The organism is Halomonas sp. 5021, from assembly GCF_036663435.1.
GTDB classification, from domain to species: Bacteria; Pseudomonadota; Gammaproteobacteria; order Pseudomonadales; family Halomonadaceae; genus Vreelandella; species Vreelandella janggokensis.
The window spans coordinates 1-12,225 of record NZ_JAXOVU010000021.1 but is presented as its reverse complement, the minus strand read 5'-3'; the positions used below and the strand labels follow the sequence as shown (position 1 = coordinate 12,225).

11 protein-coding genes are annotated in these 12,225 nt (G+C 54.3%); 10 read left to right on the top strand and 1 reads right to left on the bottom strand.

The window, feature by feature from the left end:
- The first annotated feature begins 50 nt into the window (after positions 1–50).
- From R3F64_RS18705 to R3F64_RS18685, 5 genes are all read left to right on the top strand, one after another.
- On the top strand, positions 51–1,187 hold the full coding sequence (locus R3F64_RS18705) for a C4-dicarboxylate TRAP transporter substrate-binding protein (protein WP_332613083.1): 1,137 nt from the start codon (positions 51–53) through the stop codon (positions 1,185–1,187).
- 61 nt (positions 1,188–1,248) lie between these two features.
- Positions 1,249–1,878, top strand: coding sequence for a TetR/AcrR family transcriptional regulator (locus R3F64_RS18700; RefSeq protein WP_199284959.1), 630 nt, complete (start codon positions 1,249–1,251; stop codon positions 1,876–1,878).
- Positions 1,875–2,375 (top strand): TRAP transporter small permease, encoded by a 501-nt coding sequence (locus R3F64_RS18695; protein ID WP_332613081.1) that lies wholly within the window; start codon positions 1,875–1,877, stop codon positions 2,373–2,375. Before R3F64_RS18700 ends, R3F64_RS18695 begins: the two co-directional genes overlap by 4 nt.
- 10 nt (positions 2,376–2,385) lie before the next feature.
- Positions 2,386–3,693 (top strand): TRAP transporter large permease, encoded by a 1,308-nt coding sequence (locus tag R3F64_RS18690; protein ID WP_085918917.1) that lies wholly within the window; start codon positions 2,386–2,388, stop codon positions 3,691–3,693.
- A 26-nt stretch (positions 3,694–3,719) separates the two neighbouring features.
- A complete protein-coding gene (locus R3F64_RS18685; RefSeq protein WP_332613078.1) occupies positions 3,720–4,946 on the top strand; it encodes a metal-dependent hydrolase family protein in 1,227 nt (408 codons plus the stop codon).
- Between the two features lie 276 nt (positions 4,947–5,222).
- Here the strand turns inward: R3F64_RS18685 and R3F64_RS18680 are convergent, their stop codons facing one another.
- Positions 5,223–6,146, bottom strand: coding sequence for a LysR family transcriptional regulator (locus tag R3F64_RS18680; RefSeq protein ID WP_199284961.1), 924 nt, complete (start codon positions 6,144–6,146; stop codon positions 5,223–5,225).
- A gap of 283 nt (positions 6,147–6,429) precedes the next feature.
- Here R3F64_RS18680 and R3F64_RS18675 point away from each other — a divergent pair, with 283 nt between their 5' ends.
- From R3F64_RS18675 to R3F64_RS18655, 5 genes are read left to right on the top strand one after another with little or no spacing between them, the layout of a single operon-like run.
- Positions 6,430–7,395: a Bug family tripartite tricarboxylate transporter substrate binding protein gene (locus R3F64_RS18675; protein WP_199284962.1), complete on the top strand. Its 966-nt coding sequence runs from the start codon at positions 6,430–6,432 to the stop codon at positions 7,393–7,395.
- Positions 7,396–7,398: 3 nt separating this feature from the next.
- Positions 7,399–7,959 (top strand): tripartite tricarboxylate transporter TctB family protein, encoded by a 561-nt coding sequence (locus R3F64_RS18670; RefSeq protein WP_332613075.1) that lies wholly within the window; start codon positions 7,399–7,401, stop codon positions 7,957–7,959.
- 28 nt (positions 7,960–7,987) lie between these two features.
- The gene (locus tag R3F64_RS18665) at positions 7,988–9,460 is read left to right on the top strand and encodes a tripartite tricarboxylate transporter permease (RefSeq protein ID WP_199284964.1); all 1,473 of its coding nucleotides are present in this window, start codon (positions 7,988–7,990) and stop codon (positions 9,458–9,460) included.
- A 32-nt stretch (positions 9,461–9,492) separates the two neighbouring features.
- Positions 9,493–10,686, top strand: a complete 1,194-nt coding sequence (argE, locus tag R3F64_RS18660) for an acetylornithine deacetylase (protein ID WP_199284965.1) — start codon at positions 9,493–9,495, stop codon at positions 10,684–10,686.
- Complete coding sequence (locus tag R3F64_RS18655) at positions 10,679–11,941, top strand: Zn-dependent hydrolase (protein WP_332613072.1); 1,263 nt, start codon at positions 10,679–10,681, stop codon at positions 11,939–11,941. The genes argE and R3F64_RS18655 overlap by 8 nt, the downstream gene beginning before the upstream one ends.
- The last annotated feature ends 284 nt before the right edge of the window (positions 11,942–12,225 follow it).

The following is a 12,225-nucleotide window of genomic DNA, read 5'->3' as shown; positions in this document are numbered from 1 at the left end:
CAGCAAGATAATAGCAACAAACTGTCGATTAACTCGGCCGGGGAAACTGTATGAACGTTACTCGCAATACGCTACCGCTCGTCGTCGCCGCTCTGGCGCTTCCTGCCTACGTAGCTTCAGCACAAGCATCGACTTCCTTCATTGCCAATTCCTTCTATGACCAGCAGCACCCTTTCTCTCGCTATGGTTACATCGAGTGGGCTGAGACGGTCAAAGAGCTTTCCGATGGTGAACTTCAACCCGAGGTGTATACCGGGACGGTGCTGCTAGCCCCCCGTGCCAGCCTGCAAGGGATCCAGGACAATATTGCTCAAGTCGCTCACCATGCGGCTATTTACACGCCTTCCGAAATGCCGGTAGCCAATGCCGTGCAGGAACTGGGGTTCAACTATTCGGATCCGTTGATCAGTGTTCTGGCTGTTACCGACTTCAGTTTGAACAATCCCACGCAACTTGCCGAGTGGGAAGAATTGGGTATCGTCTACCTGGGCGCCTACAACACCCCGCCTTATGTGTTGATGTGTCGTGAACCCGTTCGCAACCTTGAAGAGCTGAGTGGCAAGCGCATCCGCACGGCCGGTTCCACGGTGTCTGCATGGGTCGAGGAAGCAGGGGGCACGCCGGTCAACGTGCCTTCCAGCGAGATGTACAGCGGGCTCGACCGCGGGTCACTGGATTGTGCGACCAATGCGGTCAATGATCTGGTGGATCGCTCGCTGTGGGAGGTCGCCGAACACACCACTCTTTTGCCTACCGGTATGTATTGGTCCGGCCCTCAGTGGGGCTTCAACGCGGGTTTCTGGGCCGACCTTAGCGATGAGCAGCGTGAGGTCTTCAAGGAAGCAAGCGCCAAGGCCATGACGCGCATGGTGGTTCAATACATCGGCGCGGCTGAAACCGCCATGGAAGAGGCCGAAGCAAACGGCAACAATATTTACGAGCCTGAAGACGACCTGATGGCGTCGGTGGAAACGTTCCGCGATGAAGCGCTGGAAAACGTCTATGACAAGGCCCGTGATCAATACGGCGTCGAAGACCCGGAAGCGCTGATCGATGATTTCCTGGCCACCTATGACAAGTGGGAAGCCTTGATCAGTGAGGTTGACCGCGAAGACGAAGAGGCGTTAGCGGAATTGGCCATGGAAGAAATCTTCGACAAACTTCCTGCAGACTACGGTATTTATTAATGCTTAAGCCGCAAGGCCGCCTCAACGAGGCGGCCATGGCCGAGATAGGGAAGGGTTCGCCATGACAAAGCGACAGAACCAGGAAGAACGCTCACACCAAACCCAGACCCGGGTCACGCAGGCAACGATTGAATGCATTCTTGCCAAGGGGATTCGTGCGACCTCTACCGTTGATGTCGCGCGTCAGGCCGGTGTTTCTCGAGGCGCTTTGGTTCATCACTACCCGTCTAAAACGTTGTTGATGCAGGCCGCGCTCGAGGATTTGCTCAACCGTGAGGTTGAAAGCGTCCGGGAAATGGCGATAGGCGTCAGCGAAGGCAGGATGAACTTCGATAGCCTGTTGAAAGCCTTGCATGAGCATTTCAAGGGGGACATGTACATGGTGACCCTGGAGTTCCTCACCAATGCGCGGACCGATCCCGACATCATGAGTGCACTGGTGCCGCTTGCCGCAAGGTTCAATGACTCCTTGGAGAAAATCTGGGAGCAGTTAGTCTCCAGCTCGGAACACACATCGCATCAGAACCGGGTCGCTCTTAATGCCACCCTGTGCATGATGCGAGGCATGGGGGCTCAGAGCATATGGCGTGATGACCCTGAGCTCTACAGGGATATGCTGGTTTTCTGGAAAGAGACGCTTCTGAAACTGGGTTTTTCTGCCTCAGATTCGACGAGGAGTGAGCCCGCATGATCATCAAGTGCTTCGAGTCTCTGAGCTACTGGTTTGCCAAAAGCGCCCTGGTGCTGGCAACGCTCTTCTTGATACTGATGGCGTTGCATGTCTCGCTGGACGTAGCGCTTCGATACGTGTTCGGAAAGTCGTTCGCGGGGACGCTGGAATTTGTTTCTTTCTATTACATGGTCGCGGTGGTCTTCCTGCCGCTGGCCTATGTCGAGCTCCAGCAGGAGCACATCAGTGTCGATGTACTGGCCGGAAGACTCCCTCCTTCCTTGCAGCTAGTGCTTTACCTGTTTGCCAGTTCGCTCGGCCTGATCTATTTCGGCATGCTTTGCTACAAGAGCTTCCTCGATGCTTTAGAGGCCACAATACGACTGGAAACTGCCATGGCGAATTTCCAGTTCTATCTTTGGCCTAGCCGCTGGGCGTTACCGGTTGGCTTTGCCGCCATGTGCCTGGCCATCATCGCCAATATGATCAAGGCGCTGCGTCTACGCCGAGCCCTGTAGGAGTACCCCCATGAGTAATATCGAAATAGGCGTGGCAGGTATTGCCATCGCCTTGGCCCTGATCGCCCTGCGTGTGCCCATTGGCATCGCCCTGGGACTTGTGTCGATCATCGGCATCAGTGAATTGACCAACATGCGGGTGGCCTGGGGCATGATTTCTGCCACGCCGTTCGACTTTGCGGGCACCTGGGAACTGACGGCCGCGCCCATGTTCCTGTTCATGGGCTATTTGTGTACCAGCACCCGCATGACCCAGGGGCTCTTCCATGCCATGCGGCTTTATCTGGCTCGGTTGCCTGGTGGTTTGGCCGTCTCCAGTGTGATGGCATCTGCCTTCTTTGCTGCTGCCTCTGGCTCCAGCGTTGCGACGTCGGCGGCCATGTCGCGCATTGCCGTCCCCGAGATGCTCAAGCACCACTACGACAAAGGGCTGGCTACAGGTACGGTGGCGGCGTCAGGCACCCTGGGCTCGCTGATTCCTCCCAGTGTGCTGCTGGTGCTCTATGGTGTTTACGCTCAGGTTTCGGTGGGCCAGCTGTTCATGGCCGGTTTTATTCCGGGGGTGCTCTCGGCGCTGCTCTATATCGCCATGATCATGGTACGGACCAAGCTTAACCCGAGCTTGGCCGGCGACGTTGATGTGCGTTCCACCTGGGACGAGAAATGGGATGCCTTTAAAGATATCTGGCCGTTACCTCTTCTGATCGGCTCTGTGCTGGGCGGGATTTTTCTGGGTGTTTTCTCGCCTACGGAAGCTGGCGCTGTGGGCACTACCATCGCGGCCGTCATCGCCTTTGCTCGACGGTCCCTTACCATGGAGGCGATCAAGGAGGCGCTGGTCAGCACGGCGGTAAGCACTGCGAGTATCTTCATTATCCTGATTGGCTCGCTGTTTTTCACCCGCTTTCTCGCCATGAGTGGGGTGCCTGCTGCCTTCTCCGAACTGATTCTGGGGGTCAGCACCGAGACGTGGTGGATCATTCTCGCCGTCGCGCTGATCTATCTGGTGTTGGGTATGTTCATTGACTCCATCGGCCTGTTGCTTCTCACGCTGCCGTTGATCCTGCCATTGGTCGAAGGCGCCGATCTCAACTTGATCTGGTTCGGGATTATCGTCGTCAAGCTGCTTGAGGTGGGGCTGGTGACGCCGCCTATCGGGCTGAATGTGTATGTCATCAAGGGCGCGCTGGGTAAAAGCGTCACTCTTTCGGAAGTTTTCAGAGGCGTAAGCTGGTTCATCGTCATGGACGTTATCGCTCTGTTACTGATCGTGCTGATCCCGGCACTGTCACTTTATCTCCCACAAAAAATGTTTTAACGCTCGCTCTATCAAAAGGAATTCCAATGAAATCGACTCGTTTTATTAATGCCAACGTTATTGATACGCGTAACGGGAAAGTACTTGCCAACCAGCAGGTGCGTGTACAAGACGGCCGTATCGTTGCGGTTAGTGAATCCCCCTTAGAGGGCGACGATGACCAGATCGTCGATGTCCGTGGGCACTTCCTGATGCCGGGCCTGGTTGATTCTCATGTTCATGTGACGGCCATCACGCCCAATTTCGCCTTGCTTGAAACGCTTTCGCCGTTTTATGTCGGCGCCAAGTCGAGTGAGCTGCTTGAAGATATGCTGATGCGTGGCTTTACCACCGTGCGCGATGCCGGTGGTGCCGATTACGGCCTGGCGAAGGCGGTCGATGAAGGGGCTTTGGTGGGGCCGCGCATCATGTACGCTGGCAATGCCCTTTCCCAGACAGGTGGTCATGCTGATATGCGTGGGCCGGGGCAGCAAACCTTCGAAGGCTGCTTCTGTTGCTCTGGCCTGGGCCGGGTTTGCGACGGTGTCAGCGAAGTGCGCCGTGCTGCCCGGGACGAGATCCGCAAGGGCGCCACCCAGATCAAGATCATGGCGTCCGGCGGCGTTTCATCGCCCACGGATCGTATCGATAGCACCCAGTTTTCCATCGAGGAAATCGACGCTATCGTCGAGGAAGCAACGGCTGCCAATATCCATACCATGGCCCATGCCTACACGGCTCGCGCCATCAACCGGCTGATTCCCCGGGGCGTCAAAACCATTGAGCACGGGAACCTGATGGATGAAGAGAGCTGCCGTTTGTTCATCAAGCACGACGCCTACCTGACGCCGACGCTTGCCACCTATGATGCCCTGGCCAAGGAAGGCGTGGAGGCCGGTATGGCGGAGCACTTGCAGCGTAAGGTGTTTGATGTTCTTGATGCGGGCGGTAAGGCGCTGGAAATGGCACAACGCCATGGCGTCAAGATGCTATTCGGCACGGACTTGCTGGGCCGAATGCAGCGTCATCAGCTCAATGAATTTCATCTGCGCAAGGATGTGGTGCCAACCGATGAGTTGATCCGTACCGCCACCTGCAATGCCGCTGATGCCTTTGATTATGTTGGCGATTTTGGCGAGATTATTCCAGGCGCACGCGGGGATATTATTATTCTCAAGGATAATCCATTGGATGACATCAATGTGCTCACCCAGCCGGATGAACAACTGATGCTCATCATGAAAGACGGTGCCTTTTATAAAAACACGCTGTAAAAACACGCTGTAGTGAACGTTGTGATGTGGACTGAAGAGGCCTTTATAAGGCCTCTTTAGTCAAGAACTGGCTACCATGGGTCTTCCGGTCTTTGTCGATACAAGGCTTCTCCGGGGGATCGCATTGGTGGCTTGATCCTTCCTGATCGCCCAATGAATTGGGCTCTTACGAACCTCGCACCCACATAGTTTTGAGGATTCTCCCAACTACTGCAGGAGCCAGACTTCGTCGGACGATAGCCTTCGGTGGCTCGATCATGGCTGATCTCTATTTATTTAAACGTGTCGTCTTTCCTGCATGATGCCCATATTTATTAAGTTGGCAATTTCTTTTTCTAGTTCATCGTAAAAGGCTGCGGATACGTTACTTAGCGGTCTGCGTTTAGATTTTAGAAGGGCAATTTCCCATTCTATTGTTGGGTCAAGAGGTTTGGAGACGACATCAGTACCTGGCAGTAATAGTTCAGCAATGGGGTCAACGACGGCAATGCCTACCCCTCGATCGACCAGTGCACAGACGCCGCGCATAGGACGAATTTCTGCTGCAATGTTCCTCTTTATATCAATGGTTTGCATGATGTAGTCGACCCGTGACCGCAGTGGGCTATCAGGCATTAGTTCAATAAAGGTCTGGTTCTGTAAGCTGGTAATTGGCACGGTGTCGAGCGCAGCCAGCGGATGTTTTCGGTGCATGATACAGCGGGCAGAACAGCGCGCTAAGCTAGTCACGCTGGCGCCATAGGTATCGGCTTCAAGGGTAATGCCTAGCGCCATATCGCAGGTGTTATTATCGATCATCTTGAGTAGTTCCTGCATTCCTACATCGATCAGGCGAACCCCGACTTTGGGGTGTCGCTCTTTGAAACGTTTAATCACATCAAGCAGAAATGTATCGCAAAAGATCGGTTGTGCAGCGATCACGACGTTACCGACTTGATTGTTGGCGATGGCTTCAGCATCTTTTTGAGTGTCGCGTATGCTCGATATCAACCGAAGTGCTGAGTCATGGAAGGCGAAGGCCTCGGCGGTTGGTTCAATCTGGTTACGTGTTCGCTTGAACAGAACAAAACCAACTTCTTCCTCTAATCCGCTGAGGAGGCGGCTTACCATCGATTGGCTGATTGCCAATGCATCGGCGGCGGCTTTAGTCGTGCCATGCTTCATAAAAGCATCGAAGGCTTCAATTTCTTTAAGTTTCATTTCTCCTCCTCGAGGCTTTTAGCCAGGTATATACATTGACGGTGTCGGCTTTTTCCCCAATTAAACCCAAAGAGCCCTGAGTCTTTAGCGTGCCTTTCCCCTTCATATTTACATCCTACAACATCGTCTGGCATGCAGTTTTGTAGTCTTGCTAGTACTAAAATGCATGCTGAGACAGTTTATTGCAATTATTTTCATACCTGTCTATGCTGAGTCTGTTCGTTTGGCGTGTAGCACTGAGTGCCCAGACGTAGCGCAAGCAAAAATAATCAAGGAGACAGGAATGAAACGCATATTGAACCTCGCAGCAGTGGGTCTAATGGTGACGTGTACGGCCCATGCGCAAAGCTATCCGTCCGAAGCCGTGACGCTGGTTGTTCCCTATGGCCCTGGCGGTGCCTCTGACCTTGCTGGTCGAGCGTTGGCTGAATCCGCTCGGGAGTTCCTTGGCGAGCCAATCACAGTGTCAAACCAGTCCGGCGCTGGGGGGATGACTGGTGCCCGTGCGGTCTCGGAGTCTGAACCCGATGGTTATACCCTGTTGCTGGCTCGAGTGGGTATGGCGCTGTCACCCGCCGTGAACGAGAACAGCAGCGTCGATTGGGACGAGTACACTTTTCTTGGTTCTCTAGAAGCCACGCCGATGATTCTGGCGGTAGCCGAGGATTCTCCCTATGAAAGCGTCGAGGAGTTGCTTGAGGGAGTCGAAAGCAATCCAGGTGCTATGGCCTATGCGGCTTCAGGCGCGACCGCTATTGATGGCTTTACCGTGCAGACACTACTTTCTGACGCGGGAATGGATCCGCTTTCTGCCGCGACGCTGGTGCCATTCCGTGGCGGTGGTGCTTTGGCAACTGCGCTACTCGGTGGGCATGTTGATTTCTTGGCGATCGCTGCTGGGTCACTGATGCCGCACATTGAAAGCGGCGATATGCGTCCCCTGATGGTTTACGCACCGGAGCGCATGGACTCGTTGCCTGATGTCCCCACCGCTGAAGAGCTTGGCTATGAACTGGCCGGACAAGTCGTCGGCTGGAGCGCTCTGTACGGTCCGCCCAACCTGCCCGAAGAGGTCGTGACGACTTGGGACGGCGTATTGGCAGAGGTCGCTGAGAGTGACACTTGGCTGAGCCGTGCTGATGACCGTGGATCGATCTCAACGATCGGTAGCGTCGATATGGCGACTTATGCCGAAGAGCAGTATGAGTTCTATCGCGGTCTTGCTGAAGAATTTGGCTACCTGGAGTGATCAGTGACAGACGTAAGTCATCCGACTTATGAGGCGATAACAAGCATTGGGGGGGGGCATATGGGTATTACACGCGGCGTGATCGTAACGATGCTGTTTGGGTTAGTGTTGTTTGTGCTAATCCCTATCTATGTGCCCCGCCCCAATTTCATTCCTGGATTTGCACCACCCCCTGATATGTGGCCAAGGGCGGTCTCAATTCTTGGAATGTTGCTCGGCTTGCTATTGCTTGGACTGTCGCTATCTAAGAAAACCGAGGCAATCGCCGACCCTGAGGCGGCCAGCGAGATCCGTGGTGATACGCCATTGGGTAAGTTGATGGCACGTTTCGGTTTGGCAGTGCTGGCCTTCACGCTATTCGTGGTTGCTGTTGAACTGCTTGGCTTTCTTCTAGCCTGCATCCTGCTACTGGCTGCAGTGCTCGTGTTGACAGGCTATTGGCACCATAAATGGATATCGTTGAGCGTTGCCGTGGGGCTACCGCTTTTACTCCACCTATTCTTCTCCAGCGCGCTCAATACGCGCTTCCCTGCCGGCACTTTGCTCAAAGCTTTAGGCTTCTGACGCACCGCGCACTACAGGAACCATCACCATGCTCAATGACCTGTTGATTGCCTTTCAGGCAGTCGCAACGATCGAAAATTTCCTGATCATGGCCGCGGGTATCTGGGGCGGCGTGATCATCGGCGCCATTCCTGGCATGACTGGCACCATGGCCGTAACGCTTGCGCTGCCGTTTACCTTTTATATGCAGCCCATCCCCAGCATCCTACTGCTGGTCGCACTCTATAAGGGATCGACTTACGGCGGTTCGGTGTCAGCGATTCTCATCAAAACCCCTGGTACTGCGTCGGCAGCTTGCACAACCCTGGATGGCTATCCGCTAGCCCGCCAGGGTAAGGCGGGGAAGGCCCTCAACATGGCGCTTTACTCGTCGTGCACAGGTGACTTCATTTCCAATATCTCGTTGATCTTTATTGCGGCACCACTTGCCCTCCTTGCACTGCGAATCGGGCCGCCCGAATACTTTATGCTGATGGTATTCGCACTGACGACGGTGTCCGGGGTTTCGGGTCGCTCGCTTATTCTGGGGCTGGTATCTGCTTGCCTGGGACTCTTGTTGGCAACCGTCGGTGAGGACATGTACGGCTCCTTCCGTTTCGACCTTACCATGGACATGCGCGGCGGACTGGCTGTGGCGCCGGTGTTAATCGGTCTGTTTGCGATTCCTGAGCTGCTTAAAATAGTGGTGTTTCGTAATACTGAGACTCAAAAGGCCATGCAGCTTGGCGACAACCGCGTTACCCGCGAAGAGTTTCGCCGTTCTCTGAAGTCGATGCTTAAAGGAAGCATGATCGGTGTGATCATGGGGGCAATACCGGGTATTGGGCCGTCAGCGGCGGCGTTTTCGTCCTACGGTGAGGCCCAGCGTAGCTCCAGGAACGGCGAAAACTTTGGTAAGGGTGAGGTCGAGGGCATTGCGGCTTCTGAGTCAGCCAACAATGGCTGTTGCGGTTCGACGATGATCCCGCTTTTGGCGCTTGGTGTGCCAGGTGATGTGATCACCGGGGTCATGCTTGGTGCTTTTATGATTCACGGAATGACACCAGGCCCCATGTTGTTCGAGACCAACCTTCACGAAGTCTACATGCTGTTTATCGGCATGCTGTTCTCGTCAGTCCTGCTGTTTGGTGCTGGTAAGGCTACCATGCGCTTTTTCTCGCACATTTCGCGGATTCCGCCTGGCCTAATGGCACCCATCGTCTTGGTTCTGTGCCTATTTGGCATCTTCTCGATTTCCAACAGCATGTACGACGTGATCGTGTTGCTGGCCATGGGGGTGTTCGGTTTCTTCATGTTCTTGTTCGCGATCCCCGCAGCCCCGTTTCTGATCGCCTTCATCCTGGGGCCAATGTTGGAGGAAAACCTCCGCCGTGCCCTTGCCATCTCCCGAGGTGACCCGAGCATTCTGGTTTCATCGCCTATCACCTGGTTGTTCGCCTCGCTAGCGGTGTTCGTGATTGTGATCACTATTCGCCAGCAGCTTAAGAAAGCCAAGGCCTGACACCTTATTCACTTTCAAAAGGATTAGACGTTATGCACGCCAGCAGCGCTCAGCTCCAAGATCATCCTCGGCTTGCTACTGCCGTTTCCCATCTTGAGGATCTAATTGGCTTCGATACGACCAGCGCCCATTCAAATCTCGAGATCATTGCGTACTTGAAGCGCTACTTTGACGAGTTAGGGATGGAGACCACGGTGCTTTATGACAAGAGCGGTGAGAAAGCCAATCTGATCGCCTGCATTGGTCCTAAAGATGTGCCTGGTATTGTGCTGTCTGGGCACACCGATGTCGTACCGGCTAACCCTGAGCGCTGGACGAGCGATCCGTTTCACCTGGAGCAGCGGGGAAGTCGGCTATTTGGACGTGGCAGTTGCGACATGAAAGGCTTCGCAGCTTGCGTAATGGCAGCGGCACCCGCACTGATACAAGGCCCCTTGCAGCGCCCCTTCTATTTCTGTTTTTCCCACGATGAGGAAGTGGGTTGTATAGGGGCTCCGGCGATCGCGAAACACTTGGCCGGGCTGGAAGTCCCGCCTGGTCTGGCCATCATTGGCGAACCTAGCGAAATGCACCTTGTTAATGGCCAGAAGGGAAAGATTGCCATGCAGGTCACGGTGCGAGGAGAAGGGGGGCATTCTTCTTTTGCGCCACAGCACGTCAATGCCGTGGAGTATGCGTCACGTATTATCGCCATGATCAGTGACCGATCACGACGATATGAGCGTGAGGGACCTTTCGACCATGACTTTAGCGTACCCCATGCGACTGCGTTGGCCACTTTGATCAACGGTGGTGTCGCGACCAACGTAACGCCTGACACCTGTGAGTTTGTTTTCGAGCTTCGTAGTATCGATCAGCAGGCTGCTTGGGGCGATATGCGGGCCTTAATTGACGAGGTGGAAGCCACTTTGCTGCCAGAAATGCGCAATGCCTCGACAGTAGCGGGCATCGAGTGGCAGGAGCGTTTCTCTTATCCTGCCATGGACGATGCCACGGGCAGCGAGCTATTTAAACTTATAGAGCCGATTCTGCCGCCGCGTGGCGGTAAGGTCTCTTATGGCTCTGAAGGCGGGGTGTTTGAGATTGATGGCGGCATTCCATCCGTGATCATTGGACCAGGCTCGATCCGCCAAGCTCATAAACCTGACGAGTTCATTGAGATTGATCAACTTACTCAGTGCCTAGAGTTCTTCGACACCTTGGGGGGTTGGATGACACATGGATAAGGACATCATCACGACCATTAACGCCAAACGTCTATGGCAGAACCTTGAGGCATTATCGACGATTACCGATCCTGAGCGGCCTTGGACGCGTCGAGCGTTCACAGAACGCTATCAGGAGGGGCGCGACTGGCTCAAGCGGGCTATGCATGCTGCTGGGCTTACGACTCGATTGGATGATGCGGGTAACTTGATTGGCACTCTGCCAGGTAGCGAACCTTCGTTAGCGCCGTTAGTCATTGGCAGCCATATTGATACGGTGCCCAGCGGAGGGCGCTATGATGGAATCCTTGGCGTTCTCGCCGGCCTAGAAGCGGTGCAGAGCCTGAAGGAAATGGGTGAACCGTTACGGCATGATGTCCAGGTTATCGATTTTCTATCCGAAGAACCAAGTGAATATGGCATCTCGTGCGTCGGTAGCCGTGGAATGGTGGGTGCTCTGACAGGCGAGATGCTCAATTTTCGAGAGCCGGGCGGTGAGCGTTTAGGCGATGCTATCCGTCGTATGGGGGGTAACCCGGATGCTTTGGTTACGCCTTTGCGGCAGCAGGGTGATGTTGCTGCTTTTTTGGAACTACACATCGAGCAGGGACGCGTACTGGAAGAAAACCATGTGCCCATTGGTGTAGTAAGCGATATCGTCGGTATTCATCGCTACGATATTGAGGTTTTGGGTCAGGCCGATCATGCTGGCACCACGCCAATGGAGCTACGTCGTGATGCACTCGCGGAAGCAGCGGGTTTGATCAAAGCGATCCAGCAAGAAGCGCAGCGTCAGAGCGCCGGAGATCATTATCTGGTTGCGACAGTGGGTCGCTTGAACGTTTCTCCCAACGCGACCAACGCGATTCCAGAGCAAGTTGAGATGGTACTGGAAGTACGAAGTAATAATGCTCATCTGCTCCAAAACTTCTTTCCGCCTATCCTCGACCAAGCAAAGCGCAATGCCTCAACCCTTGGTCTTGAGATTATCGCAAAGCCACTCAGTGAGGGGCTTCCGACTCCTTGTGCAGAGCTCGTTCAGTCAAAAATATGGGAGGCCGCCCAAGCCTGCGGTTTGGATTCCATGAGATTGACTAGCGGCGCCGGACATGACGCTGTCTATATGGCACAAATTGCCCCGACTGGCATGCTGTTTGTTCCTTGTCACGAAGGGAGAAGCCACTGCTCGGAAGAACTTATCACTCAGCAGCAGGCGTCTAATGGCTGCCGCGTGATACAAAAAGCGCTAAAAAGTCTCGATCACTATTTAGGCTGAGACACTTTGTGGAAGAACGTTTGGTTTCTGAAGATACAACAACGTTGAGAAGGCCGCTAATCAGCTTGGTGGCCCGATCCTTTAAGATCGCTCAATGAATTGAGCTCCCAAGAAACCATGCTCTATGCATCCAGCTCTTGTAGGAGCCCGGCTTGTCGGGCGATAGTCTTTGGTGGCTCTATCATTGCTGATCGCGCAATGAATTGCGCTCCTTGTGTCTCTCAAGAGGGAATGATTAGCTACCATTCTCTCTGGCCAGAAGGGTAACCCGTTGGGCTCCTGAT

Coding starts and splice junctions, on each gene's coding strand:
- R3F64_RS18705 (WP_332613083.1), top strand. CDS start 51: ATGAACGTTACTCGCAATACGCTACCGCTCGTCGTCGCCGCTCTGGCG.
- R3F64_RS18700 (WP_199284959.1), top strand. CDS start 1,249: ATGACAAAGCGACAGAACCAGGAAGAACGCTCACACCAAACCCAGACC.
- R3F64_RS18695 (WP_332613081.1), top strand. CDS start 1,875: ATGATCATCAAGTGCTTCGAGTCTCTGAGCTACTGGTTTGCCAAAAGC.
- R3F64_RS18690 (WP_085918917.1), top strand. CDS start 2,386: ATGAGTAATATCGAAATAGGCGTGGCAGGTATTGCCATCGCCTTGGCC.
- R3F64_RS18685 (WP_332613078.1), top strand. CDS start 3,720: ATGAAATCGACTCGTTTTATTAATGCCAACGTTATTGATACGCGTAAC.
- R3F64_RS18680 (WP_199284961.1), bottom strand. CDS start 6,146: ATGAAACTTAAAGAAATTGAAGCCTTCGATGCTTTTATGAAGCATGGC.
- R3F64_RS18675 (WP_199284962.1), top strand. CDS start 6,430: ATGAAACGCATATTGAACCTCGCAGCAGTGGGTCTAATGGTGACGTGT.
- R3F64_RS18665 (WP_199284964.1), top strand. CDS start 7,988: ATGCTCAATGACCTGTTGATTGCCTTTCAGGCAGTCGCAACGATCGAA.
- argE (WP_199284965.1), top strand. CDS start 9,493: ATGCACGCCAGCAGCGCTCAGCTCCAAGATCATCCTCGGCTTGCTACT.
- R3F64_RS18655 (WP_332613072.1), top strand. CDS start 10,679: ATGGATAAGGACATCATCACGACCATTAACGCCAAACGTCTATGGCAG.